This is a genomic window from Bradyrhizobium sp. SZCCHNGR1005 (genome assembly GCF_032489995.1).
In the GTDB taxonomy this organism is placed as follows: domain Bacteria; phylum Pseudomonadota; class Alphaproteobacteria; order Rhizobiales; family Xanthobacteraceae; genus Bradyrhizobium.
In genome coordinates this window covers 81277-106975 of record NZ_JAUEZC010000001.1, presented here as the reverse complement: position 1 = coordinate 106975, position 25699 = coordinate 81277, and the positions used below count along the sequence as shown (strand labels likewise).

25 protein-coding genes and 1 pseudogene are annotated in these 25699 nt (G+C 63.5%); 14 read left to right on the top strand and 12 right to left on the bottom strand.

Features of this window, described 5'->3' with window-relative positions; genetic code table 11:
• Window positions 1-71: 71 nt before the first annotated feature.
• Window positions 72-1670 (bottom strand): ABC transporter substrate-binding protein, encoded by a 1599-nt coding sequence (locus QXZ85_RS00465; RefSeq protein WP_315729754.1) that lies wholly within the window; start codon window positions 1668-1670, stop codon window positions 72-74.
• Between the two features lie 564 nt (window positions 1671-2234).
• Between QXZ85_RS00465 and QXZ85_RS00460 the strand changes: the two genes are divergently transcribed.
• Window positions 2235-2495 (top strand): DUF6489 family protein, encoded by a 261-nt coding sequence (locus tag QXZ85_RS00460; protein ID WP_315706295.1) that lies wholly within the window; start codon window positions 2235-2237, stop codon window positions 2493-2495.
• Between the two features lie 134 nt (window positions 2496-2629).
• On the top strand, window positions 2630-3634 hold the full coding sequence (locus QXZ85_RS00455) for an alpha/beta hydrolase (RefSeq protein ID WP_315706294.1): 1005 nt from the start codon (window positions 2630-2632) through the stop codon (window positions 3632-3634).
• 111 nt (window positions 3635-3745) lie between these two features.
• Here QXZ85_RS00455 and QXZ85_RS00450 read toward each other — a convergent pair whose 3' ends face one another.
• On the bottom strand, window positions 3746-4666 hold the full coding sequence (locus QXZ85_RS00450) for an alpha/beta hydrolase (RefSeq protein WP_316173671.1): 921 nt from the start codon (window positions 4664-4666) through the stop codon (window positions 3746-3748).
• Window positions 4667-4848: 182 nt separating this feature from the next.
• Here QXZ85_RS00450 and QXZ85_RS00445 point away from each other — a divergent pair, with 182 nt between their 5' ends.
• The 8 genes from QXZ85_RS00445 to paaE all read left to right on the top strand — a co-directional run bounded on the left by QXZ85_RS00445 (window position 4849) and on the right by paaE (window position 10851).
• Window positions 4849-5247, top strand: a complete 399-nt coding sequence (locus tag QXZ85_RS00445; protein ID WP_316173673.1) for a hypothetical protein — start codon at window positions 4849-4851, stop codon at window positions 5245-5247.
• 156 nt (window positions 5248-5403) lie between these two features.
• The gene (locus tag QXZ85_RS00440; protein ID WP_315764862.1) at window positions 5404-5880 is read left to right on the top strand and encodes a phasin family protein; all 477 of its coding nucleotides are present in this window, start codon (window positions 5404-5406) and stop codon (window positions 5878-5880) included.
• Window positions 5881-6000: 120 nt separating this feature from the next.
• Entirely contained in the window at window positions 6001-6867 is an 867-nt protein-coding gene (gene paaX / locus QXZ85_RS00435; RefSeq protein WP_315706357.1) for a phenylacetic acid degradation operon negative regulatory protein PaaX, read from the top strand.
• A 93-nt stretch (window positions 6868-6960) separates the two neighbouring features.
• Window positions 6961-7950: a 1,2-phenylacetyl-CoA epoxidase subunit PaaA gene (gene paaA, locus QXZ85_RS00430; RefSeq protein WP_315706290.1), complete on the top strand. Its 990-nt coding sequence runs from the start codon at window positions 6961-6963 to the stop codon at window positions 7948-7950.
• Window positions 7951-7967: 17 nt separating this feature from the next.
• A complete protein-coding gene (gene paaB / locus QXZ85_RS00425; protein ID WP_315706289.1) occupies window positions 7968-8255 on the top strand; it encodes a 1,2-phenylacetyl-CoA epoxidase subunit PaaB in 288 nt (95 codons plus the stop codon).
• 133 nt (window positions 8256-8388) lie between these two features.
• Window positions 8389-9165: a 1,2-phenylacetyl-CoA epoxidase subunit PaaC gene (gene paaC / locus QXZ85_RS00420; protein WP_315706288.1), complete on the top strand. Its 777-nt coding sequence runs from the start codon at window positions 8389-8391 to the stop codon at window positions 9163-9165.
• Window positions 9159-9662 (top strand): 1,2-phenylacetyl-CoA epoxidase subunit PaaD, encoded by a 504-nt coding sequence (paaD, locus tag QXZ85_RS00415; RefSeq protein WP_316173676.1) that lies wholly within the window; start codon window positions 9159-9161, stop codon window positions 9660-9662. The genes paaC and paaD overlap by 7 nt, the downstream gene beginning before the upstream one ends.
• Window positions 9663-9774: 112 nt before the next feature.
• Window positions 9775-10851 carry a 1,2-phenylacetyl-CoA epoxidase subunit PaaE gene (paaE, locus tag QXZ85_RS00410; RefSeq protein ID WP_315706286.1) on the top strand — a complete coding sequence of 359 codons (1077 nt, stop codon included), beginning with the start codon at window positions 9775-9777 and terminating at the stop codon, window positions 10849-10851.
• 111 nt (window positions 10852-10962) lie between these two features.
• Here the strand turns inward: paaE and paaK are convergent, their stop codons facing one another.
• Complete coding sequence (gene paaK, locus QXZ85_RS00405) at window positions 10963-12294, bottom strand: phenylacetate--CoA ligase PaaK (RefSeq protein WP_315706285.1); 1332 nt, start codon at window positions 12292-12294, stop codon at window positions 10963-10965.
• 19 nt (window positions 12295-12313) lie between these two features.
• Window positions 12314-12772: a hydroxyphenylacetyl-CoA thioesterase PaaI gene (paaI, locus tag QXZ85_RS00400; RefSeq protein WP_315706284.1), complete on the bottom strand. Its 459-nt coding sequence runs from the start codon at window positions 12770-12772 to the stop codon at window positions 12314-12316.
• A 220-nt stretch (window positions 12773-12992) separates the two neighbouring features.
• Here paaI and QXZ85_RS00395 point away from each other — a divergent pair, with 220 nt between their 5' ends.
• Entirely contained in the window at window positions 12993-14057 is a 1065-nt protein-coding gene (locus tag QXZ85_RS00395) for a YeeE/YedE family protein (protein ID WP_315741798.1), read from the top strand.
• A gap of 7 nt (window positions 14058-14064) precedes the next feature.
• On the opposite strand, the gene QXZ85_RS00390 is transcribed toward QXZ85_RS00395, so the two are convergent.
• The 5 genes from QXZ85_RS00390 to QXZ85_RS00370 form a co-directional block, all read right to left on the bottom strand.
• A complete protein-coding gene (locus tag QXZ85_RS00390; RefSeq protein ID WP_315741540.1) occupies window positions 14065-15291 on the bottom strand; it encodes a bifunctional alpha/beta hydrolase/OsmC family protein in 1227 nt (408 codons plus the stop codon).
• Window positions 15292-15379: 88 nt separating this feature from the next.
• Entirely contained in the window at window positions 15380-15742 is a 363-nt protein-coding gene (locus QXZ85_RS00385; protein WP_315741539.1) for a hypothetical protein, read from the bottom strand.
• Between the two features lie 43 nt (window positions 15743-15785).
• Window positions 15786-16448: a sulfite oxidase-like oxidoreductase gene (locus QXZ85_RS00380; protein WP_315741538.1), complete on the bottom strand. Its 663-nt coding sequence runs from the start codon at window positions 16446-16448 to the stop codon at window positions 15786-15788.
• 9 nt (window positions 16449-16457) lie between these two features.
• On the bottom strand, window positions 16458-17783 hold the full coding sequence (locus QXZ85_RS00375) for an MFS transporter (protein WP_316173678.1): 1326 nt from the start codon (window positions 17781-17783) through the stop codon (window positions 16458-16460).
• A 167-nt stretch (window positions 17784-17950) separates the two neighbouring features.
• Window positions 17951-18727 carry an SDR family oxidoreductase gene (locus tag QXZ85_RS00370; protein ID WP_316173679.1) on the bottom strand — a complete coding sequence of 259 codons (777 nt, stop codon included), beginning with the start codon at window positions 18725-18727 and terminating at the stop codon, window positions 17951-17953.
• Window positions 18728-18894: 167 nt separating this feature from the next.
• Here QXZ85_RS00370 and QXZ85_RS00365 point away from each other — a divergent pair, with 167 nt between their 5' ends.
• Window positions 18895-19971 carry a tartrate dehydrogenase gene (locus QXZ85_RS00365; protein ID WP_315706278.1) on the top strand — a complete coding sequence of 359 codons (1077 nt, stop codon included), beginning with the start codon at window positions 18895-18897 and terminating at the stop codon, window positions 19969-19971.
• 125 nt (window positions 19972-20096) lie between these two features.
• Here QXZ85_RS00365 and QXZ85_RS00360 read toward each other — a convergent pair whose 3' ends face one another.
• The 3 genes from QXZ85_RS00360 to QXZ85_RS00350 form a co-directional block, all read right to left on the bottom strand.
• Window positions 20097-21008 (bottom strand): NAD(P)-dependent oxidoreductase, encoded by a 912-nt coding sequence (locus QXZ85_RS00360; RefSeq protein ID WP_316173680.1) that lies wholly within the window; start codon window positions 21006-21008, stop codon window positions 20097-20099.
• A gap of 212 nt (window positions 21009-21220) precedes the next feature.
• Window positions 21221-22471 (bottom strand): Zn-dependent hydrolase, encoded by a 1251-nt coding sequence (locus QXZ85_RS00355; RefSeq protein WP_315729752.1) that lies wholly within the window; start codon window positions 22469-22471, stop codon window positions 21221-21223.
• 32 nt (window positions 22472-22503) lie between these two features.
• Complete coding sequence (locus tag QXZ85_RS00350; RefSeq protein ID WP_315706275.1) at window positions 22504-23433, bottom strand: LysR family transcriptional regulator; 930 nt, start codon at window positions 23431-23433, stop codon at window positions 22504-22506.
• 114 nt (window positions 23434-23547) lie between these two features.
• Here QXZ85_RS00350 and QXZ85_RS00345 point away from each other — a divergent pair.
• Together QXZ85_RS00345 and QXZ85_RS00340 are read left to right on the top strand one after the other, a co-directional pair.
• Window positions 23548-24367, top strand: a pseudogene (locus QXZ85_RS00345) (putative hydro-lyase).
• A gap of 85 nt (window positions 24368-24452) precedes the next feature.
• Window positions 24453-25697: an ABC transporter substrate-binding protein gene (locus QXZ85_RS00340; RefSeq protein ID WP_316173682.1), complete on the top strand. Its 1245-nt coding sequence runs from the start codon at window positions 24453-24455 to the stop codon at window positions 25695-25697.
• Window positions 25698-25699 lie beyond the last annotated feature (2 nt).

Sequence of the window (25699 nt, the reverse complement as noted above, 5' to 3'; positions counted from 1 at the left end):
GGTAGCATCGCGCGCCGCAAATGAAAAGCCCCGAAAGCGACACAAGCTTCCGGGGCTCTGAGGCTTGCCGCTTATTCGGACTTGGTGGCCAAGTACAGCAGCACCATGTTGTCCGCGCGCAGCGGAATCTTCACTTTTTTCGAGACACCCCAGGCGACCGCCTGCTGGTGCAGCGGGATGTAGCCGTAATCCTTGATGCCGATCTGAAACGCCTGCTTGATCAGTTGATCGCGCTTGGCGGTGTCGGTCTCGACCAGGATCTTGTCCGTCAGGGCGTCGAGGTCCTTGTTGCAGTAATTGCCGAGATTGGCCTCGCCGCGGGTCGGGTCCTTGGCGTCGTCGCGGCAGCCCATGATGTCATGCAGCACGTTGTGCGAGTCCATCGAGGAGGGGGTCCAGCCCAGAAGGAAGAACGACGTGTTGTAGCCGCCGGGCTTCAGGACCTTGGCGAAATACTGCGCCTTGGGCTGGGCCAGCAGGTTCACCTTGACGCCGATGCGGGCCAGCATGCCGACCACGGCCTGGCAGATCGCGGCGTCGTTGACGTAGCGATCGTTCGGGCAATCCAGCGTGACTTCGAAGCCGTCGGGATAGCCGGCTTCGGTCAAGAGCTTCTTCGCGGCGTCAGGATCGGCCTTCTCCCGGGTGAAGTCTTTCGACAGGTCGAACAGCTGCGGCGCGATCATCAGCGCCGTCGGCGTCGACATGCCGCGCATGACGCGGGTCTTGATCAGGTCGACGTCGATCGCCTTGTAGAAGGCCTCGCGGACGCGGACGTCCTTGAACGGGTTCTTGCCCTTGACGTTGGAGAACAGGAGCTCGTCCCTGCTCTCGTCCATGCCGAGGAAGATGGTGCGCAGCTCCGGACCGGTCAGCACCGTGGCCGTGCCGCTCGAATTGACCCGCTGGATGTCCTGCACCGGCACCGGCTCGATGATGTCGACCTCGCCGGAGAGCAGCGCCGCTACCCGCGTCGCATCGGAGGCGATGGTCGTGAACACGATCTCCTTCAGATTGTGCTCGGGCTTGCCCCACCAGTTCGGGTTCGCCTTGAACACGGTCTTGACGCCGGGCTGGTGGCTTTCGACCATGAACGGGCCGGTGCCGTTCTCATGCAGCGAGGCATAGCTCGGCGTTGTCGCCGAGACCGGCGTCGGCGCGACCGAGTTGTTCTCCTCGCACCACTTCTTGTCCATGATGTACCAGGTATCCCATTGCGAGATCAGAATGGGATTGGGCGCAGCCAGCTTCACGTCCACCGTGTAGTCGTCGACCTTGATGAACTTCGCATCGGGCGGGACGTTGGACAGGAAGTTCGAGCCGTTGGCGCGGACGCGTTCGGCCGAGAAGATCACATCGTCTGCGGTGAAGGGATCGCCGTTGTGAAACTTGACGCCCTTGCGCAGGTGGAAGCGCCAGCGGGTCGGCTCCGGCGTTTCCCAGCTTTCGGCCAGTCCCGGAACGATCTTGAGATCCTTGTCGCGCGCCGTGAGGCCTTCATAGATATGGGCGTGGTGCGCGATCGTGGTCGATTCCTTGAAGGAATAGGGGTCGAGCGATTTCAAGGTCCCCTGGTTGGCATAGCGCAAGCTCTGGCTCGATGCCGGCCCCGTCACGAAGGCGAGGAGCGCGAGGGTGAGCGCTGAGATAAGCGAGTGGCGTATCGCCATATGTTCAAATTCTCCGCTTTAAGCCGCTAGTCTTTTCGGCAGTCTGATGAGCTGGCGCCCATTCGTGTTTGACCTGATGATCGTCGCAACGCGTCCCGAGTGGACTTCGGAAGGCAACAGGCAGCGCGCGCACTTGAGATGCCGCAAGATGCCGGTCGCTTGCAAGACTGGTGCCGGGCCAAAGCGGCCGTTTCAGGTGCAAGGCGTTTGCCAGCAGTTCAGGCCGGACGTCCTCCGACGGCCGGCATGTTGCAGAGTTCTCCTGCCGCGGACAAGCCCGCCCCGATTACCCATTGGGGTATGGTTAGCCGCCGCCCCCGACATCGCAGTGCACCAGGGTGGATCAGGGAGCGACTGTCCGGGGCACAGCCTCGCTCTACTCCCCGGTTGACCATATTGCAGGAATCGCGTGCGCTGCAGCGCGGCTCGCTTGCGAGAGAGACTTGGTGCGGTGATACTCTTCTCATCGCTTCTGAACTGAAACGGTCCCGGCGACTTGTTGGCTGGGGGCAGGGCTCTTCAGGTCGGCGGCACGAGGGCGGTTCGAACAGCGCGGAGCGCGACATGAAAGTCAATATCGAGATCGATTGCACGCCGTTGGAGGCGCGGCAATTCTTCGGACTGCCTGACGTCGGCCCGATGCAGACCGCCGTCATGGACAAGCTGCAGCAACAGATGATGAGCAACATCGACAAGATGGCCCCGGAGGCCCTGCTGCAGAGCTGGTTCAGCTTCGATCCCAAGCTGGCGGAGAAGTTTCAGGATCTGTTCGTGACCATGACCGGCCTCGGTGGCCCCCGGTCGAACGACCGGAAATCTGCCTGATCGCCTGCTTGGCATGTCGTCTGAGGCGGCGCCGTCGGCGGCCGCTTGCGTTGGCTTGAGCTGACCTGCACGATCATGGCGGGCGGCTCAACTGCTGCGCCGCCCGATAACAAAGCACACGAACGGGAGGAGCTATGAGCGAGGCCACGGCCATGCCGCCGCTGCAGTTTGCCGAAACCAACGGCATCCGCATGGGCTATTACGAGGCGGGACCGGCTACCGACCGGCCTCCCATGGTGCTGTGCCATGGCTGGCCGGAACTGGCTTTCTCCTGGCGGCATCAGATCAGGGCGCTCGGCGAAGCCGGCATCCGGGTGATCGCACCCGACCAGCGCGGCTATGGGGCGACCGATCGGCCGGAGCCGGTCGAGGCTTATGACCTCGAGAATCTGACCGCCGATCTGGTCGGCCTGCTCGATCATCTGAAGATCGACAAGGCGATCTTTGTCGGTCACGACTGGGGCGGCTTCGTCGTCTGGCAGATGCCCTTGCGCTATCCCGACCGCGTCGCCGGCGTGGTCGGCATCAACACGCCGCATCTTCCCCGCGCGCCCGCCGACCCGATCGATATCATGCGCAAGCGCTTTGGCGAGACGATGTATATCGTCCAGTTCCAGGATCCGGGACGCGAGCCGGACCGGATATTTGGAAGCAGGGTCGAACAGACCTTCGACGCCTTCATGCGCAAGCCGCTGCCGCGCAACGATGCCGATGCGAAGGAGCCGCCGGTCGGCGGCATCGGCGCGGCGAGAACGGTCAACTTGGCCTTTCCGCAGATGGTGGCTGCCTATGACGCCAGTCGCGACAACCGACAGCCGATCCTCTCGGACGATGAAAAGCGGGTGTTTGTCGAGACGTTCAAAAAGACCGGCTTCACCGGCGGGATCAACTGGTACCGCAACATGTCCCGCAATTGGCGGCGATCCGAGGGGCTGGATCACATCGTCCGCGTGCCGTCCCTGATGATCATGGCCGAGAACGATGCCGTGCTGCCGCCGTCTGCTGCGGACGGCATGGAAAGGCTGGTCCCTGACCTCGAGAAATATCTGGTGCGCGACAGCGGCCATTGGACGCAGCAGGAACAGCCGGCGGAGGTCAGCGCCAAGCTGATCGAATGGCGTAGGCGGCGGTTCGGGTGATCTGAAGAGATAAGACTTTCAGCCGATCTTGAGGTGCCTCCCGGCGAACGCATGCGAACGCAGGGACGACACTTTGTTTGCGGCATCAGGTTCTATCCAACTAGTGCCTCGTCACGCCGCCTCGGCGCTGGCGCCGTGCGCATGCGCTGCGATCGCATCGATGATCTGCGGCCATGTCCGGATCGTCAGTGCGTGCCCCATGCCGTCGATCATCAGCAGTTTGGCATTCGGAATCGACTCAGCCGTGTCCCGCCCGCCGGCCGGATGCACCAGCGGATCCCGGGTGCCGTGAATGACCAAGGTCGGCACCTTCACCAAATGCAGCCGTGGTTTGCGGCTGCCGGAGGCCAGGATCGCCCGGAGTTGCCGGGCGACGCCGGCTGCATTGATGCCGCGGGCAAAGCAGCGTTCGGCCAGCGCACGGTCGCGTGCTTCGTCTTCCGGGAAGGAACCGGCCCGCAGCATCTTCCAGGTGAGGGCGAAGCGTTCGATATACTGCTCCTTGGTCTTGGGTGCCGGCATCATCAGCATCATCGCGGCCTCCCGGCTCGGCGGCGGAATCCGCGGATTGCCGGTGGTCGACATGATCGAGGTCAATGACCTCACGCGGTCGGGGAAGGAGAGTGCGACCTCCTGGGCGATCATGCCGCCCATCGAGGCGCCGACCAGATGGGCGGACTTGATATCGAGCACCTCCATCAGCCCGACCGTATCCTTGGCCATGTCGATGAGCTTGTAGGGTGCGGATACCGGGATATGGAAGAAGCGCAGCTTGAGCAGCTCGAACGGCGTCAGCCGCTTGCCGCCGTGCATCTTGCCGGATTGGCCGATATCGCGATTGTCGAAGCGGATGACGCGAAAGCCGCGGGCAGCGAGTTGCGCGCAGAACTCATCGTCCCAGATCATCATCTGGCCGCCAAGCCCCATGATCAGCAGCAGCGGCTCCGCGCTGGGATCGCCGAAGATCTCGTAGCAGATGTCGATTCCGTTGGCGCGCGCGATTTGCGGAGGCTGATGAGCAATGGCGGTCACAACTGGGTTCCTCGTTGCAAAGCGGGGGGAACTGTATCGCATGTTGCCGAAACCGGGAGAAGGCGGTGCGCAGGCCGCCTCATTCGCCGCATGTCTCGATCGGCTCATGAAGGCTGGCCCATGATATGGTGGCTACCAAGGTTTGAGTCTCGTGATCTCGCTCGGCGACAAGGAGGATGCCGATGGTGGACAAAACGGGTGATGCGATTGCGTTGTGGCAGCAAATGGTCGGTGAGATGCAGAAGAGCTTTGCCGCCTTCGCCAAGCAAGGCTTGGGCTCATCGCCAATGGGACGCCAAGCGGACAACCGGGGAGCGTCCGCTCCGGGAGCGCAGCAACAGATCGCCGATCTGATGGAAAACTATTTCATCGGCATGAACCTGCCCAGCCGCGGCCAGCTCAACGAGATGGTCGAGCGGCTCCGGTCGATCGAGCTCGAATTAAGCGAGATCAAGGTGCTGCTACAGCAGGCGGTCAAGACTGCTCCTTCCAAGCAAACCGCCCCTCGAGCCGGCAAACGCAGCTCTAGGCGTGCAGCCGCGGATGCAGAATCCCCGGACTCGGTGAAACGGCTCGATTAAGCGCTCGGCGGTTCTCCATCCCGCGTAAGGATAGCGATCGTATGTTGCAATGCAATATTTATGTTGCAATGCAACATGTGGCGTGGCATGACTATGAAACCCCGGGTCCATGTGGGCGGGGGAGAAGCCATAGCTCAGCAGAGGATGGAGAAATCAATGACCACTGAAACCAACACTGGGTTCGACAGCGTCAAGCAGGCCTTCGGGCCGATGACCGACGCCCTGAAGAACCTGCAAACGATGGAAATGCCGGAATCCGCGCGCGAGTTCTTCAAGAAGGCCACGTCGACGGCCAAGGAGCGCGTCGCCGATGCTTTCGCCGGCTCGGAAAAGGTGACCGCAGTGATCGAGACCGCTGTTGCTGAGGGTGTCAGCGAAGCGACCAAGATCACCCGCAACATCCAGCAGGCGATCCATCAGGATACCGAGGCGTTCTTTGACGGGCTGGACAAGCTGGCGTCCGCCAAGACCTTCAGCGAGGCGGTCCAGATCCAGTCGGAACTCGCGCGGGCGCGCGGTGAAGCGCTCATCTCGCGGGCGAAGTCGAGCACCGAGTATTTCGGCAAGCTGGTGGCCGATGGCGCCAAGACCATCCAGGACAACCTGTCCAAGGCCTACACCAAGTCGGCCTGATCGCCGTCGGGCCCTCAACGTACTGAATGCCGCCTGGGCCCGCGCTTTGCGGGCCTTCTTTTTTGATCCGTTTGGACCTGCGGTGTCGGAGTGCGACAAAACACGCTATGCGTGGTCACCATGCCGCAGCCGCTCTCCCACATCATCGATCAGCTCAAGCGCGAGCCCTCGCGCACCGGCTCGCTCATCATCACTGTGTTCGGCGACGCCATCGTGCCGCGCGGCGGGACGGTGTGGCTTGGAACGCTGTTGGAATTCTTCGCCGGCCTCGATATCGACGGCAACGTCGTGCGCACGGCGATGTCGCGCCTCACCGCCGAAGGCTGGTTCGAGCGCGGTAAGGTCGGCCGTAACAGCTTCTATCGCCTGGTGAAGCAGGGACAGCAGAGCTTTGCCGCCGCGACCCGCCACATCTACGACCCGCCGCCGACGGAATGGACCGGGAGCTTCGAGCTGCTCCTGATCAGCGGCGCCGATCAGCGCGAGGCGGCGCGCGATGCGCTCAAGAATGCGGGCTTCGGCAGTCCGCTGCCGGGCGTGTTTGTCGCGCCGGCGGGCACCGTCGTACCGGAGGAGGCCCGGGAGGCGCTGCGTCTCGATGCGTCCGCCGCCCCCGACATGGCCCGGCGCCTCTTGGCCGAGAGCTGGACACTGGACCGCACGGCGGAGGCCTATCTGAAGTTCATTGCCACCTTCACGCCGCTGCAGATTTGCCTGCACAAGCAGCAGGCTTTGTCCGAGGGTGACGCCTTCACCGCGCGCATCCTCTTGATCCACCATTACCGCCGCATCGTGCTGCGCGATCCGCTGCTGCCGGCGGAACTGTTGCCGAAGGACTGGCCGGGAGGTCGGGCGCGGAGGCTGTGTGGCGAGATCTATCGCGCCCTGCTGCCTGGTTCCGAGCGCTGGCTCGACCGGCACGCAACCGACGAGAATGGCCCGCTACCGCCAGCCGGGGAGGCGCTCGGCCGCCGTTTCGGCGATTGATGATCTGCGCTGATATATTACAAAAATGGATTGCATAGATTAGATTGTGTTATATATTGCCGGCAACCAAGTCCTGGGAGGACACGTCGCCGCATGTATACGCAGGCGCTCAATACGCCCGAGGAGGGCTCCCTTGCGGAGGACATGGCACAGGCGGCGCGCTTCCAGGCGCGTATCGACGCCGAGGAACGCATCGAGCCCAACGATTGGATGCCGGTCGCCTATCGCAAGACGCTGATCCGGCAGATTTCCCAGCACGCCCATTCCGAGATCGTCGGCATGTTGCCGGAAGGCAATTGGATCACGCGTGCGCCGAGCCTGCGCCGCAAGGCCGCGCTGCTCGCCAAGGTGCAGGACGAGTGTGGCCACGGCCTCTACCTCTACGCCGCCGCCGAAACGCTCGGAGCGTCCCGCGAGGAACTGGTCGACGCGATGCTGGCCGGCAAGGCCAAATATTCCTCGATCTTCAATTATCCGACGCTGACCTGGGCGGACATCGGCGTGATCGGCTGGCTGGTCGATGGCGCTGCGATCATGAACCAGATTCCGCTCTGTCGCTGCTCCTATGGCCCCTATGCGCGAGCGATGATCCGCGTCTGCAAGGAGGAATCCTTCCACCAGCGCCAGGGCTACGAGATCATGCTGACGCTGTGCCGCGGTACGACCGAGCAGAAGGCGATGGCGCAGGATGCGCTGAACCGCTGGTGGTGGCCGGTGCTCATGATGTTCGGTCCGCCCGATCAGGTGAGCCAGCACAGCGACGCTTCCACGAAGTGGAAGATCAAGCGCTTCTCTAACGATGAGCTGAGGCAGAAATTCATCGATGCCACGGTGCCGCAGGCGCAATATCTCGGGCTCGCCATTCCCGATCCCGAGATGACGCAGGACGATAATGGGCATTGGATTCACGGCACGATCGATTGGAATGAGTTCAAGCAGGTGCTCGCCGGCAACGGTCCCTGCAACCGCGACCGCATGGCCGCACGTCGCAAGGCTCACGAAGACGGTGCTTGGGTCCGCGAGGCAGCGGCCGCCTATGCACGCAAGCGCCGCTATCGCGACACCGCGCAGGCTGCCGAATAGATCGAAGGGAGATCGCCATGGCAACGCCGGACACCCCGCTATGGGAGGTCTTCATCCGCAGTCGTAATGGCCTCGCGCACAAGCATTGCGGCTCGCTGCACGCGCCTGACGCCACCATGGCGTTGCAGGCGGCGCGCGACATCTATACCCGCCGCGGCGAGGGGCTGTCGATCTGGGTGGTGCCGTCGAGCGCGATCACTGCTTCCGACCCCGCCGACAAGGGCATGATGTTCGAGCCAGCTGAGTCGAAGATCTATCGCCACCCGACCTTTTACGAAGTGCCCGACGAGGTCGGGCATATGTGATTGCCGACGGACGTTCAGCCATCCGTCATTGCGAGCGCAGCGAAGCAATCCAGGCTGTGTGCGCGGAGATAGTCTGGATTGCTTCGTCGCGTTGCTCCTCGCAATGACGTCGAGTATGCCGCAGGTATCGAGCATGGCCGCCGCTTCGATCGAAGTCACCGAAACCCCGCTGGTGCTCTACACGCTGCGCCGCGCCGACGATGCGCTGATCCTCGGTCATCGGCTGTCCGAATGGTGCGGCCACGCGCCCATGCTCGAAGAGGATATGGCGCTGTCGAACATGGCGCTCGACCTGATCGGCCAGGCGCGCGAACTTTATGGCTACGCCGCGAAAGTCGAAGCTCGCGACAATGACGAGGACGCGCTCGCTTATCTCCGCGACGTGAGACAATACCGCAACCTGCTGCTGGTCGAGCGTCCCAATGGCGACTTCGCCTATACGATGGTGCGGCAATGGTTCTATTCGGCCTTCGCCGATCGCTACTGGCAGGCGATGATGCGCTCCAACGACGCGACACTTGCGGCGATCGCAGCGAAGTCGGAAAAAGAGAGCGCCTATCACCTGCGCCACGCGAGCGAATGGATCATCCGGCTCGGCGACGGCACCGATCAAAGCCATGCGCGGGCGCAGGCGGCCATCGACGACCTCTGGGCCTATACCGGCGAGATGTTCAGCATCGATGACAGCGAGCGCGGGTTGATCGACGCCGGGGTTGCGATCGATCCGACGACGCTGCTACCGGATTGGCTGGCGGCGGTGTCGCAGATCGCGCGCGAAGCCACGCTGGTTCTGCCGGAGAACGACTGGATGCAGCAGGGTGGCCGCGACGGACGCCACAGCGAGCATCTCGGCCACCTGCTGAGCGAGCTGCAATATATGCAGCGCAGTTTTCCGGGCGCTACATGGTAGCGAATGCGACCAGCGACGCCGATCTGCGCCAGCGCGCCTGGGAGGCTGCCGCGAGCGTGACCGATCCGGAAATTCCGGTATTGACGATCGATGATCTCGGCGTGCTGCGCGAGGTCGAGGTCAGCGGCGACCGCGTCGAGGTCGCTGTGACCCCGACCTATTCCGGTTGTCCCGCGATGAACATGATCGCGCTGGAGATCGAGCTTGCGCTCGAGCGCGCCGGCTTTCGTGAGATTCACGTGCGCACCGTATTGTCGCCGGCCTGGACGACGGATTGGATGAGCGAGGAGGGCCGCCGCAAGCTGAGGGAATACGGTATCGCGCCGCCACTAGCCGCAAATAGCCGCCGTGCGCTGTTCGGCCTCGAGCAGGTGAGCTGTCCGCAATGCGGTTCTGCGGAGACGGAGCTGTTGTCCGAATTTGGCTCGACCTCGTGCAAGGCGCTGTGGCGCTGCAAAGCCTGCCGCGAACCGTTCGATTATTTCAAGTGCCACTAGCTCATGAACATCCGTCATTGCGAGCGCAACGAGGCAATCCAGAATGCCCGGATGGCAAGAGCCTGGATTGCTTCGTCGCGTTGCTCCTCGCAATGACGGAGGGATAGGTTCGATGTCCACTCCGCGCTTCCATCATCTCGCTGTCAACGACCTGCGCCGCGAGGCGCCTGATGCGGTCTCGCTGACGTTTGCGATTCCCCGCGAGCTTGCCGGCGACTATCATTTCTCGCCCGGGCAATATCTCACCCTGCGCACCACGCTCGGCGGCGAGGAGGTGAGGCGGTCCTACTCGATCTGCTCAGGCCCCGATGACGGCGAGATCCGCATTGCGGTGAAGCGCGTCGATGGCGGCGCGTTCTCCAGTTTCGTGACCGATGAACTGAAGTGCGGCGATGAGCTCGACGTGATGACGCCGACCGGCCGCTTCGGCGTAGCACCCGAGCCGGATGCGGCACGCATCCATGTCGGCTTCGCGGCCGGCTCCGGGATCACGCCGATCCTGTCGATCATCAAGGGCGTGCTGGCGCGCGAGCCGAAGAGCCGATTCTTCCTGTTCTACGGCAACCGCGCCACCGCGGGTATGCTGTTTCGCGAAGAGCTGGAGGAGCTCAAGGACCGCTACCTCGATCGGTTGTCGATATTCCATGTCATCTCCGGCGAGGAGCAGGACATCCCGATCCTGCACGGTCGCCTCGATGCCGAGAAGGTGAGGGTGCTGTTGCGTTCGCTGGTGCCGGCCGAGAGCGTCGACCATGTCTTCATCTGCGGTCCCTCGGGCATGAGCGACGAGCTCGAGCCGACCTGCCGTGAGCTCGGCATCGCCGCAGACCGCATTCATGTCGAGCGCTTCGTCTCCGGGCTCGGCGGCAAGCCGCGGCCGAAAGCGGTCGTGCCAGCGTCGGCGCCGCCAAAGGCAATGGCGGCCCTGATCATCGACGGCAAGCGGCGCGAGGTGCCGGTCGCCGAGGGCGAGGCGATCCTCGACGCCGCATTGCGCGCCGGCGTCGATCTGCCCTTTGCCTGCAAGGGCGGCATGTGTTCGACCTGCCGCGCCCGGCTCGTCGAAGGCAAAGCGGAAATGGAACTGAACTATTCACTGGAGCCGTGGGAGCTCAAGGCCGGTTTCGTGCTCACCTGCCAGGCCAAACCGACGACGGAGCGCGTCGTCGTGGATTACGATCATATGTAACCGCGGCGTCATTGCGAGCGAAGCGAAGCAATCCAGTATGCGTCCGTCTTGAAAGTCTGGATTGCTTCGTCGCTTTGCTCCTCGCAATGACGACGGTGAGTGCGAACTTGATTAATCCTTCGGCCTACTGTCCTTCACGCGTTTGGCCTTGCCGGCCGAGCGCTCCAGCGTGTCGGGGGCCACCACCTTCACCTTCGCAGTCAGGCCGATCGTGTTCTTGATGTGCGTGGAGATGAAGTCGGCATGGCCAGTCAATCCGCTGCCGTCCCAGACCTCCTGCCGCGCCTCGGCGAAGATCGTCAGCTCGTCCATGCGGCCGTCGCGCGTCAGCTCCAGCATGAAGTGGCCGCCGCACCAGTCGGTCGCCAGCAAGATTTCCTCGATCTGGGTCGGGAACAGGTTGACGCCGCGCAGGATGATCATGTCGTCGGAGCGTCCCGTGACCTTCTCCATCCGTCGCATGCCGGGCCGCGCTGTGCCGGGTAACAAGCGCGTCAGGTCGCGGGTGCGATAGCGGATCACGGGAAAGGCTTCCTTGGTCAGCGAGGTGAACACCAGCTCGCCCATCTCGCCTTCCGGCAGCACCGCGCCGGTGTCGGGGTCGATGATCTCCGGATAGAAATGATCCTCCCAGATGTGCAGGCCGTCCTTGGTCTCCAGGCATTCCTGCGCGACGCCGGGACCGATCACCTCCGAGAGCCCGTAGATGTCGGTCGCGTCCATGGCGAAGGCGTCCTCGATCTCGGCACGCATCGCGTTGGTCCAGGGTTCGGCGCCGAAGATGCCGAGCTTGAGCGAGCTCTGCCGTGGATCGAGGTTCTGCCGCTTGAACTCATCAAGGATCGCCAGCATGTAGCTCGGCGTCACCGTGATGATCTCGGGCCGGAAGTCGTTGATCAGCTGCACCTGACGCTCGGTCATGCCGCCGGAGATCGGCACCACGGTGCAGCCGAGCTGCTCGGCGCCGTAATGCACGCCTAAGCCGCCCGTGAACAGGCCATAGCCATAGGCATTGTGGATGATCATGCCACGTCGGCCGCCGGCGGCGCGGATCGAGCGCGCCATTACGCTCGACCATGTCGCGATGTCGGCCCTGGTGTAGCCGACCACGGTCGGCTTGCCGGTGGTGCCGGAAGAGGCGTGGATACGGACCAGCTGCTCGCGCGGGACCGCGAACATGCCGAACGGGTAATTGTCGCGGAGGTCGGTCTTCGAGGTGAACGGAAACTTGGCGAGATCGGAGAGGTCGCGAAAGTCGGACGGGTGCGCGCCGATACGGTCGAACGCGCGCTTGTAATGCGCGACGTTGTCATAGGCGTGCTTGAGCGACCAGGCCAGCCGTTCGGTCTGCAGCGTCATGATCTGGTCGCGCGAGGCGCGCTCGGTCTCGTCCATCTCAGGCACGTAGCCGTCCGGCTGTGATTGGGATCTGGTGAGGGCCATGGCTCTTTGTTCTCCGGCGTCAGCTTGGGCCGTGGGCATCGCCGACGGTCACGAGCGTGCCGCCGATGCTGCGGGAGTGGCCGCGGAATTCTGCGATGACGACTTCGCCTGCAAAGACGCGAACGTCGTAGATGCCGGAGCGTCCGCTCCGCGAGATTTCGGTCGCACGCGCGATGAGACGGTCGCCGAGCTTGCCTGGGCGGATGAAGGTGATGCTGCCTTGCGCCGCCACGGTGCGCTCATTGTGGGTGTTGCAGGCAAAGGCGAAGGCAGAATCGGCGAGTGTGAAGATAAAACCGCCATGGGCGATGCCGTGACCGTTGACCATGTGCGGCTGAATCGTCATCTGCAGCGTTGCCCGGCCCGGGCCGATCTCGACGATCTCCATGCCGAGCCCCTGGCTCGCCCGGTCGTCCTTCCACATGGCCTCGGCGCAGGCTCGCGCCAGCGCCTCCGGCGAAGCTCGCTCGCCGGTCATCGCCATATCTCCAACCGCCGGCGAATCTCCGGTTGCGCAGCCACGGCGTTCTCTCCCAATGGTGCTTGTTGGAACAAGCTTTCTGAACTAGTTAAACACGCATCGTGGCAAAGATTCCGCGCGCGTCAAGCGAAAGCCGGTGATGCCCCGGCATCGCTGTCCCCGTTTCCGTGCTGCAAGAAGGATCCCGCCATTGCGCGAAGCCGCCGATCTGGCTGTCATCGCCGGTCTTGTGATCGGCCTCGTCTATGGCGCGGTGGGGCTCTTGAGCGGGTTTTGCATGATGAGCTCGTTGCGCGGCTGGTGGGCGGGCGGCGACAGTCGTCTGGTCCGCACCTACGCCCTGGCGATGGGCGTCGCCATCTTGGCCACGCAGATGTTGGCCATCGAGGGCTTCGTTGACCTTGGCAAGTCGATCTATCTGCAGCCGACCTTCTCCGTACCCGTGATGTTCGCCGGCGGCCTGCTGTTCGGCTATGGCATGGTGCTGGCGAACGGCTGCGGCTCGCGGGCCCTGGTGCTGCTCGGACGTGGCAATCTGCGCTCCTTCGTCGTGGTGGTTGTGCTCGGGATCGTGGCCGAGATGACCTTGAAGGGATTGATCGCGCCGGTGCGGATTGCGCTTGTGCAGGCTTCGCAGGCCACGACGACAGCGACGTCCTTGCCGGCCTTGCTGTCGAGCGGCGGGCTGCATGGCGCGTCGGCTCGGCTGTTGCCGGCACTCGTTCTGTCCGGTGCGCTTCTCAGCTTCGCCTTCGCACATCGCCCGTTTCGCCATGCACCGGGCCAGATCGCCGCGGGGCTCCTGGTCGGGCTTCTGGTCGCGGCCGGATGGTTCGCGACCGGATATCTCGGGGCTGACGATTTCAATCCGGTGCCGGTGGCGTCGTTCACCTTCGTGGCGCCGATCGCCGACAGCCTGCAATACGTGATGCTCTCGACCGGCCTCACGGTCAATTTCGGTGTTGCCACGGTCGGTGGTGTTCTGGCCGGCAGCTTCGGGACGGCCCTGCTGACGAGGCGCTTCAAGCTCGAAGGCTTCCATTCGCCTCGTCATATGCTGCGGTCGGCCGGCGGAGCGGCGTTGATGGGCGTCGGCGGCGTGATGGCATTGGGCTGCTCGGTCGGGCAGGGGCTGACTGGCCTGTCGACCCTGGCGCTGGCCTCGTTCGTCGCCGTCGCCGGCATCTTTGCCGGCACGGCACTGGGCTTGCGCGGGGCGCTGCGGGTTCAGCCGCTGGCGCATGAGCCGGGACAGGCTCTCAAGAGCGAGCCCGCGCGCTGAGGCCCGTTCAGTCCGCTCGCCGCGTGAGAATACGGATCTCCGAGGTCAGGGTCCGATGCACCGGGCACTTGTCGGCGATCTCCATCAGCTTCGCACGCTGGGCCTCGTCGAGCGCGCCGTCCATGACGATCACCCGTTCGATCTGATCGATCAGGCCGACCTTGGTCTCGCACTCCGCGCAATCTTCTGCGTGGATCTTGCTGTGCGTCAGCCGCACGGTGACGCGATCGAGCGGCAGGAATTTGCGTTCGGCATAAAGGCGCAACGTCATCGAGGTGCAGGCGCCAAGCGCGGTCAGCAGGAAGTCGTAAGGGCCGGGCCCCGAGTCCTGGCCGCCGGCCGCGATCGGCTCGTCGGCTGTGAGCTGGTGCGGGCCGACACTGATCGTCTGCTGGAATTTGCTGCTGCGGGTCTCGCGCACGACCACTTCGCGCGGGCCCTCATCCGCTGCCGCGGCCGTCGGCTGTGACACCGGCGGTTCGATGTAGCGGCTCGCCCAGCTCGCGACGACGTCTGCGATATAGGTGGCGTCCTGTTTGCTGCTGACGAGATGGTCGGCATGGTCGAGCGAGACGAAGCTCTTCGGGTGCTTGGCGGTGACGAAGATGCGCGTGGCGTTGTCGATACCCACGGTGTCATCGACAGGCGAATGCATGACGAGCAGCGCCTTGTGCAGGTGAACGACCTTGTCGAGCAGACGCTGCTCGGCGACGTCATCGAGAAAGGAGCGGCTGATGCGGAACGGCCGGCCGGCGAGCGAGACCTCGGCCGAGCCTTGGACGCGGATGTCCTCGATCTTGTCCTTGGACAAACCCGCGACATGGGCGGGATCGGAGGGCGCCGCGATCGTGACCACGGCTTTGGCCTCCGGGATCTCCGCGGCCGCGGCGAGCATGGCGGGGCCGCCGAGGCTGTGGCCGATCAGGAGCGCCGGCGCGGCCCGCGTCTCGCGCAGGTGGTCGGCCGCACGGATGAGGTCGGCAACGTTGGAGGAAAAGGTCGTGTTGGCGAAGTCGCCTTCGCTGGAGCCGAGCCCGGTGAAATCGAAACGCAGCACCGCGATGCCGTGGGCTGCGAGCGCCATTGCGATCCGTCGCGCCGCGTGGGTTTCCTTGCTGCAGGAGAAGCAATGCGCAAACAGCGCATAGGCGTGCGGCTGGCCATCCGGCAGATCGAGCGCAGCGGCCAGCTTCTCGCCATTTGCGCCGTCAAACTGGAAACGTTCGGTCGGCATCGTCTGGTCCCCAATCGTTGCGTCTCAACCACCGCTCAAGCCGAGGGCGCGGACGACCTCAGCAGTTTCACTCGCGACACAGCAATGGTCAGTCTCGAGGCGGCAAAAGTTGAATTTCCTGTTCGCCGTTCCGGATCACTGACCGCAGGTCTTGGGCGACGATATCGGAGATCCATCGGACGAGTGCTGGAAGGGCTTCGTCCTTCGCTCGCCGACGAAGTTCGGGCAAGTCCCGCTCCATCGCGGTGCCCACTTTGATGTGGAGACGTTCAAAAGGCACGTGGCCGTTTGGCGGCCAGTATCGTGCATCAAACAGCCGCCTGCCGTGGCTACGAACGAGATGGACGTGAATTCCGATGTTTGCCTTCGTGAGTGCCTCGACGATGACGGAGGGCTTGAGGAGATAGCCATAGCCTTTCGGGATCTCGCCCGTCTCTGAGGTAAATTCCATGCTCTATCTCCGGCGCTTTTCTTCATGACGAGGCCGCCCCTTGTCACTCCGAATAGCGCTGCTCGGCCCAGGGATCGCCGCGATTATGATAGCCGCGCACCTCCCAATAGCCGGGCGCATCCTTGTCGAGAAATTCGATCCCCTTCAGCCATTTGGCGCTCTTCCAGAAATACAGATGCGGCACGACGACCCTGACGGGACCGCCATGCTCGCCGGTCAAGGGAACGCCGGACCAGCTGTGCGCGAGCAGCGCGTCCGCAGCCGCGAAATCCTCAAGCGAAAGATTTGTGGTGTAGCCGTCATAGGAATGCAGCACGACGAAATCCGCCGCGTCGCGCGGCCGGCAGGCGGCGAGCAGGTCGCGTGTCGAAAGCCCTTCCCACTGGTTGTCGTAGCGCGACCAGGTGGTCACGCAATGGATGTCGGAGACGAACTGCCGCTGGTGCTGGGCGAGAAAGGTTGGAAAGTCCCAGTACAGCGGAGTCTCGACCGCGCCGTAGACGTCGAGCCGCCAGCGTTCGCGCGAGATCCCGGGCGTGAGCCCGAGATCAAGCACGGGCCAGTCCCGCGTCAGGTGCTGTCCCGGCGGCAGCCGCTGATCCTCGGGCCGCACGATCTTGCCGGTGAGGAACTTGCCTTCGCTGGCCCAGCGCTGCTTGCTGCGGGTGAGCTTGCTCTCGGGCGGAACCTCGTCCCCGTCGGCCATTTCAACACCTCATTCGTGCCGATGCATGGCAGAAGCATGCTTGGTGTCGCGCATCGTCGCATAGATGATCAGCGACAGGAAGATGATGCCGGACAGGTAATAATAGAACCAGGTCTCGTGTCCGATGCTCTTGAAATAGAGCGCGATGGCCGGCGCCGTGCCGCCGAAGATCGAGACCGTCAGCGCGTAGGGAACGCCGACGCCGAGCGCGCGCACATTGGTCGGGAACAGCTCGGCCTTCACCACCGCGTTGATCGAGGTGTAGCCGGCGGTGAAGATCCAGGCGCCGCAGATCAGGAGGAAGGCGATGAACGGCTCCTTCGTCTCCTTCAGCAATGTCAGGATCGGAATGGTCGCAAGCGTGCCGGCGACGCCGAAGAAGATCAGAAGCGGCTTGCGGCCGATCTTATCGGAGATCGCGCCATAGATCGGCTGCAGGATGGTCGCGAACAACAGTGAGCCGAAGATCACGGTCGTGGTCTGGTCTGCGGTGAGGCCGACCGAAAGCTTCACGAACGTCTGCATGTAGGTGGTGAAGGTGTAGAACGCCGCGGTGCCGCCGGCCGTCAGGCCGACCACCAGCAACAGCTCCCGCGGATATTTGAACAGCTGGACGATCGAGCCGGAGGGACGGACCTTCTTCTTCGCTTCGACGAAGGCTTCGGTCTCTTGCAGGTTCCGTCGCATCACCGCGACGAAGATCGCGAGCCCCGCGCCGATCGCGAATGGAATGCGCCAGCCCCAGTCCTTCAGCTGATCGGGTGTCAGGAACACCTTCTGCAGCAGCAGAAGCACGATGATCGCCGTGAGCTGGCCGCCGATCAGCGTCACATATTGGAAGCTCGAATAGAAGCCGCGGTGCTTGGCGTCCGCGACTTCGCTGAGATAGGTGGCGCTGGCGCCATATTCGCCGCCGAGGCTCAGGCCTTCGATCACGCGCGCCAGGGCCAGGATGATCGGTGCGGCGATTCCGATCGACGCATAGGTCGGCGTCACCGCGATGATCAGCGAGCCGAAGCACATGCAGAGCACCGAGACCGTCAGCGACAGCCTGCGGCCGAAATGGTCGGCGATATAGCCGAACAGCCAGCCGCCCAAGGGGCGCATCAGGAAGGTGGCCGCGAACACCACGGCGGCATTGAGCTGCTCGACGACCGGGTCCTTCGACGGAAAGAAGGCTGGTGCAAAATACAGCGCGAAAGCCGTGTAGGCGTAAAAATCGTACCATTCGACCAGGTTGCCGGCTGAGCCGATCAGGATCGCACGGATCCGGCGCTCTACATCGACGAACGTTGTCGTTTCTTGTCTTGCAGGCTGCAGCGCCTGGTCTGTCATTTCAAGTCTCCGGGAACGCGATTGTTGGGGCCCTTCTACGGCACGCGACCGGATTGTCAAAATGTCAAAAGTATATCGGTCTGGCCTGCGCCGGGTGCGCTTCGTCAGTCCCGGGTGGCGTCACGGTGCGCCACATCCTCGTCCGCAGCAGGGGCGGAGCAGGGCAGTTACGCCCAGCCGGCGGCTATGCCGCCGTCGACGGTAAAAATCACGCCAGACGTATAGCCGGAGCGGTCGGAGGCGAGAAACGTCATCAGATCGGCGATCTCGCGCGGATGCGCCGGCCGGCCCAGCGGCAGGCTCTTCTGGAATTCCCGGTAACGGCTTTCGTCGCCGAACAGGTCGCGGGCGCGGGTCTTGAGCAGCGTTACGTGGCGGTCGGTCCCGACCGGCCCGGGATTGATGCCGACGACGCGGATGTTGTCGGCAAGGCTCTTGGAGCCGAGCGCACGGGTGAACGCCATCAACGCTGCATTGCCGGCGCTGCCGCAGATGTAGTTGGCGTCGAACTTTTCACCGGCCGCGCCGATATCGTTGACGATCACGCCGTGGCCGCGGGCCTTCATCTGCGCATAGACGAGCCGGGTCAGATTGATGAAGCCGAACACCTTGAGGTCCCAGGCATGGCGCCAGGTCGCCTCGTCGATCTTGTCGAGCGAACCGCCGGGAATGTCGCCGGCATTGTTGACGAGGATGTCGATGTCTGCGGCTTCCTGCGCAAGCCTGGTGACATCTTCCCGCTTTCGCAGGTCGACGACGTGGGCTGCGGTATCGATCTGGTGTTGGGCACGAAGCCGGTCGGCAAGCGCTTTCAGTTGATCGCCGCTTCGCGCGGCGAGGCGGAGATGGCAGCCTTCCTCGGCGAAAGCCTCGGCCGCGGCGGCGCCGATACCTTTGGAAGCGCCGGTGATGAGGATGCGCTTGCCGGACAAATGCAGATCCATGGGATGACTCGGGGGCTGGTGGGGCGGAGAGGTCCGATGAATTTCAAGTGACGAGCCGGTGCGGTCAACATTGCAGTGCAGCGTTGCGCTTCACGTTGCTTTGAGCCATTGCATGGACCGCAGACAGCGGCCGAGCCAACCGGCCCGAAGAACAAGGAATCTCATCGATGAGCGCCAACAAACCCTACCGGATCGCAGTCATTCCCGGCGACGGCATCGGCAAGGAGGTGATGCCGGAGGGCATGCGCGTGATCGAGGCCGCGGCGAAGAAGCACGGCGTTGCCGTGCAGTTCGATCATTTCAATTTCGCCTCCTGGGACTATTACGAGAAGCACGGCGAGATGATGCCGGAGGACTGGAAGGAAAAAATCGGCAAGCACGACGCGATCTATTTCGGCGCAGTCGGCTGGCCGGCGAAGATTCCGGACCACGTCTCGCTCTGGGGCTCGCTGATCAAATTCCGCCGCGAGTTCGACCAATATGTGAATCTGCGGCCCGTGCGCTTGATGCCGGGCGTGCCGTCGCCGCTCGCGAACCGCAAGCCGGGCGATATCGACTTCTGGGTGGTGCGCGAGAACACCGAAGGCGAATATTCGTCGGTCGGCGGCCGAATGTTCCCGGGCACCGAGCGCGAATTCGTCACCCAGCAGACGGTGATGACCCGCACCGGCGTCGACCGCATCCTGAAATTCGCCTTCGAGCTTGCGCAGTCGCGGCCGAAGAAGCATCTGACCTCGGCGACCAAGTCGAATGGCATCTCGATCACGATGCCCTATTGGGACGAGCGGGTCGAGGCGATGGCGAAGAACTATCCGGGCGTGAAGTGGGACAAGTATCACATCGACATCTTGACCGCCAATTTCGTGCTGCATCCGGACTGGTTTGATGTCGTGGTCGGCTCCAACCTGTTCGGGGATATCCTCTCCGATCTCGGCCCGGCCTGCACCGGCACGATCGGCATCGCACCGTCGGGCAACATCAATCCGGAGCGGAATTTCCCGTCCGTATTCGAGCCGGTGCACGGCTCGGCGCCCGATATCGCGGGGCAGGGCATCGCCAACCCGATCGGCATGATCTGGTCGGGCGCGATGATGCTGGAGCATCTCGGAGAGAAGACCGCCGCCAACGCGATCGTCGGCGCGATCGAGCGCACGCTGGCCGAGCGCACTTTGCGGACCCGCGACCTCGGCGGCAATGCCGACACCGTGACGTGCGGGAGGGCGGTTGCGGATATGGTGGAGTAATCACCGCTGTTCGTGTGCTGTCGTAGGGTGGGCAAAGGCGCGCATGCGCCGTGCCCACCACTACATACGAACGCTGCCGGATGGTGGGCACGCTTCGCTTTGCCCACCCTACAAGAAATAACCGTCTATGCCTTCGCCACCCGCCGGCAATGCTCCCAGGCGGCGTGGATCAGGTTTTCGCTCGCTTCCGGCGTGCGGAACGCGGAGTGCGCTGACAGCGTCACATTGGGGATCGTCGTGAGGACATGATCCTTCGGCAGCGGCTCGATGTTGAAGACGTCGAGGCCGGCATGGCGGATGTGGCCTGATTTCAGCGCCTCGATCATCGCGGCCTCGTCGACGATGGCGCCGCGCGCGGTGTTGACCAGGATCACGCCCTTGCGCATCTGCGCGATGCGCTCGCGCGACAGGAAGCCGCGGGTCTCGTCGTTGAGCAGCAGGTGCAGTGAAACGACGTGGCTGCTTGCAAGCAGCTCGTCGAGGTTGACGAAAGTCACGCCCGGATGCGTCTTCGGCGTCCGGTTCCAGGCGATCACTTTCATGCCGCTGCCGGATGCGATCCGGGCCACTTCCGCGGCAATACCGCCGAAGCCGATCAGGCCGAGCGTCTTGCCGGTGAGCTGCATGCCGTCATCGCGCAGCCAGTTGCCGGCGCGCATCTCGCGATCCATCTGCGCCAGCCCGCGCGCGGACGCCCACATCAGCGCGATGGCGGCTTCGGCCACGGCCGTGTCGCCATAGCCCTTGATCAGGTGCACGATGATGCCGAGCTCTGCCAGCTCTTCGGGGTTCATGTAGCTGCGCGCGCCTGTTCCGAGGAACACGACGTGCTTCAGCCCCTTGCAATGCTTTGCGACCTCGGTCGGCAGTGCGGTGTGATCGACGATGCCGATCTCGGCGCCGTCGAGAACGGCGGGCCAATCCTCGGGGGTAATGTTGGGATCGAGGTTGACCTTGACCGCGATGTCATCCGGCCTGCGCTGCCGTTCGAAAATCTCCGCAAGCGAGTCATTGGCGTCGATGAAAACTCCGCGCACGTGATATTCTCCTTCAAGAGTGGGCCCGAGCACTCGCGCCAACAAAGGTACGCTCCCTCCCCCCTTGTGGGGGAGGGCCGGGGGGGGGGACCCCGTGAAGACTGCCGCTGTGGACCCCCACCCCCGGCCCCTCCCCGCAAGGGGGGAGGGGAGCGCAGCGCGTTCTGCGGCGATCGGCTTGACAGACAATTAGTTCAGCAAGACGACGGAAGTCACGACGCGACGCCGGCGAGCGCCAGCACCGTGTGCATCAGGACATTGGCGCCGGCGGCGCAATCCGTCTGCGTGGCATCTTCCAGCTCATTGTGGCTGATGCCGTCTTTGCAGGGCACGAACACCATCGCGGTGGGCATGACCGTGTTGAGGTTGCAGGCATCGTGCCCGGCGCCGGAGGTGATGCGACGGTGCGAATAGCCGAGGCTTGCAGCGGCATGCTCCACCGCATCGACCAGTTTGGGATCGAAATGCGTCGGCGGCTTGCGCCAGACCAGATCGATGGCGATATCGACTTTGCGCCTGGTCGCGATCTCGGCAGCGGCTGCGCGCAAGCCCTTGTCGAGGGCTTCGAGCGTGTCGGCGTCCTTGCTGCGGCAGTCGATGGTGAAGGCGATCTCGCCGGGAATGACGTTGCGCGAGGGATTCAGGATCACGGCTTCGCCGATGGTGGCGACCGCATTCGGCCCGAGCCTGATTGCGATCTGCTCGAGCGCCAGTGCGAACTGCGACAGCGTCAACAGCGCGTCGCGGCGCAGCGGCATCGGCGTCGAGCCGGCGTGGCTTTCGAATCCCGTGATCCGGCCGTCGTACCAGAATACGCCCTGGCCGGAATCGACCACGCCGATGGTCTTGTTCTCGGCTTCGAGGATCGGGCCCTGCTCGATATGCAGCTCGACGAAGCTTCCGAATTTCTGGGTGCCGACCTTGGTCTCGCCGCGATAGCCTATTCTGTCGAGCGCCTCGCCGACCGTGACACCTTCGGCGTCCTTGCGCGACAGGATGTCCTCGACGGTGAAATCGCCGACATAGGCGGCCGAGGCCATCATCGCCGGCGCGAAGCGCGAGCCTTCCTCATTGGTCCAGTTGACGACGCAGATCGGCGCCTCGGTCTCGATATCAGCATCATTCAGCGTGCGGATCACTTCGAGCGCGCCCAGCGTGCCCAGGATGCCATCGAACTTGCCGCCCGTCGGCTGGGTATCGAGGTGCGAGCCGATCCCGACCGGCGGCTTCGACATGTCGCGACCTTTGCGCAGGCCGAACATGGAGCCGAGCGCATCGACATGCACTTCGAGGCCGGCATCCTCGCAAGCCTTGCGAAACCAGTCGCGCACCTGCCTGTCTTCCTCGCTCAAGGTCAGCCGGCGTACGCCGCCTTTTGCCGTGGCGCCGAACTTGGCGGTCTCGTGAATGGTACCCCAGAGGCGGGCGGAATCGATCTGCAGATTGGTGGTGGCTCGGCTCATTGCATCTTCCATTTCACCCGGCATCGAGGCCTTCAATGGCTCGGCACCAATTCCGCGTCAACCGATGCCGGCGCTTGGCTGCTCATCTGCGCCGTCTGGGCTGCAAGCTCGGCGACGCGCTCGATCGCGATCATCTCGGGCGAGGCGAGCCAGCTTGCGGTGAAGGTGAGCGGCGAGATCCGCATATCGGTTTTCAGCTCCTGCAGGCGGCCATCGGCGAGTTCGCGCGCGACGATCGCGGCCGGGATCACGGCGACGCCGAGCCCTTCGATCGCCATGTGAATCACGGTCGCCAGCGATGCGCTGGCATGCAGCCGGATCGGCGGCAGGTCGGGGCGGTTGAACAGCGAGCGAACGTTCTCGTAGGGCTGGGTCTTGCGTGGGAAGGTGATGATGGGAAACTTCGCGATCTCCGCGATCGTCAGCAGCGCACCGCCGAGACCGAGCGCGGGGCTTGCCAGGAAGCTGATCGGGTAGTCACACAGCACGCGGTTACGAATGCCGGGCGCCGATGGCGGGCCGAGGGCGAATGCGAGTTCGATCTCCTGCGCCAGCAGCCGGGCATGGAGGTTCGGCGTGACGTCGACCTCGATCTCCAGCGAGAGGTTCGGGTAGCTGTCGTTGACGTGCTTGATCAGCCGCGGCAGCCAGTCATGCACGATGGTTTCGGCGACGCCGAGCCGCAGCACCCCGCGCATCGCCGAGCGATCGCCGACCTCGGCGAGCATCTCGGTGCGCAAGCCGATCAGCTTCTCTGCATACACCAGCATCTGCCGTCCGCTCGGCGTTGGGGAGGCCGCGCGGTGATCGCGGTTGAGCAGCTTCACCCCGAGCTCGCGCTCCATCTGGGCGATGCGCTGGGAAATGGCAGGTTGGGTGGTGTTGAGCCGCTGGGCGGCGCCGCGAAAGCTGCCAAGCTTCACCACCCAGAGGAAAGTTTCGATCGATCGGAAATCCAGCATTGTCACTCGCGTCGGATCAATCAGATTTATCGTTTCCGATTAAAAACGAAGATTAGACTTTATAGCACGGCTGGGGTTGAGTGCGTTTGTCGAGATATTAGGCAAATGGCTCAAATGACTGTTTCGGCGGCAGTGCAGCATGGATGGTAATGAAGTAGGGATTTTGCCCAGCCATCAGGCGCGGCTCGACTATCGGGCAGGCAGGGGCTGGAGCACAGCTGGCGTCGCCAACGGCTTCGTGCAGGGCAATCTTGCGATTCTGCCGGAGCGTTATGCCGGCGCATTTCATCGTTTCTGTCAGCTCAATCCCAAGCCGTGTCCGATCATCGGCATGTCGGACGTCGGTGATCCGCACATTCCCTCGCTCGGCACCGATCTCGACATTCGTACCGATGTGCCGCGGTATCGCGTCTGGCGCGATGGCGAACTGGTCGAGGAGCCGACCGACATTCTCTCGCATTGGCGGGACGATCTCGTCGCCTTCGTGCTCGGCTGCTCCTTTTCATTTGAAGAAGCACTGATGGCGGACGGGCTGCCGATCCGGCACATCGAACGCAAGGTGCGCGTCCCGATGTACCGCACCAACATTGCCTGCCAGCCTTCGGCGCCGTTCGCTGGGCCCATGGTGGTCTCGATGCGCCCGTTCAAACCGGCCCAGGCGATCCGGGCGGTGCAGATCACCACGCGGTTTCCAGCCGTCCACGGCGCGCCGGTGCATCTCGGCCATCCGCATCTGATTGGCATCGCCGATATCAACAAGCCTGATTATGGTGATCCGGTGCCGGTTGCGGCCGACGAGATTCCGGTGTTCTGGGCTTGCGGCGTCACGCCCCAGGCGGTGATAGCAGCGGCAAGGTTGCCGTTCGCGATCACCCACGCGCCCGGGTTGATGTTGATCACCGATCTTAAAAACAAGGACCTTGCCGTGCTTTAATGGGCAGTGTCTGCCGCTTCTTGAGGCTTTACCGACCGCATTAATCGCTTCATCGATGCCAGCCGTTTGATAAGGGAATCTTGCAATGAGCATCACGCGCCGAAATGTCTTGCTGGGAGCTACTGCCGCCGCTGCGCTCGGGCCGATCGCGGCCCGCGCGCAAACGTCCGAGGTGAAGATCGGGATCATCTATCCGTTCTCCGGCGCCAGCGCCCAGATCGGCGTCGACGCGCAACGCGCCTTCGAGACCGCGGCCGAGATCATCAACAACAAGTATGATTTCGATCTGCCGCTCGCGCGCACCGAGGGCCTGCCGGGGCTCGGTGGCGCCAAGGTTAAGCTCGTCTTCGCCGATCACCAGGCCGACCCGCAGAAGGGTCGCGCCGAGACCGAGCGCCTGATCACCCAGGAAAACGTCTGCGCCGTCATCGGCTCCTACCAGAGCGCGGTGGCCGTCACCGCGAGCCAGACCTGCGAGCGCTACCAGATCCCCTATATCTCGGCCGACAATTCCTCGCCGAGCCTGCATCGTCGTGGGCTGAAGTATTATTTCCGCGCCGCCCCGCATGACGAGATGTTCTCGCAGGCGATGTTCGACTTCTTCGATGCGATGAAGAAGAAGGGCACCAAGATCGAGACGCTGGCGCTGTTCCACGAGGATACGATCTTCGGCACAGATTCCGGCAACTCGCAGCTCAAGCTCGCCAAGGAGCGCGGCTACAAAGTAGTGGCCGACATCAAATACCGCGCCAACTCGCCGTCGCTCTCGGCCGAAGTGCAGCAGCTGAAGGCGGCCAACGCAGACGTGCTGATGCCGTCGAGCTACACCACCGACGGCATCCTCCTGGTCAAGACCATGGCGGAGCTCGGCTACAAGCCGAACGCGATCGTGGCACAGGATGCCGGCTTCTCGGAGAAGGCGCTTTATGATGCCGTCGGCGACAAGCTCGAAGGTGTCATCTCGCGCGGCTCGTTCTCGCTCGACCTCGCCGCCAAGCGGCCGATGGTCGGCAAGATCAACGACATGTTCAAGGCGAAGTCGGGCAAGGACCTGAACGATTTCTCCTCGCGCCAGTTCATGGGCCTGATCGTGATGGCCGACGCCATCAACCGTGCCAAGTCGACCGATGGCGAGAAGATCCGCGAGTCGCTGGTCGCGACCGACATGCCGGGCGAGCAGACCATCATGCCGTGGAAGCGGGTGAAGTTCGACGAGAGCGGCCAGAACAACGACGCCGATCCGGTGCTGCTGCAATATGTCGGCGGCAAGTTCGTCACGATCTTCCCGGAGCAGGCGGCGGTGGCTCAGGCCATCTGGCCGATGAAGTAAGG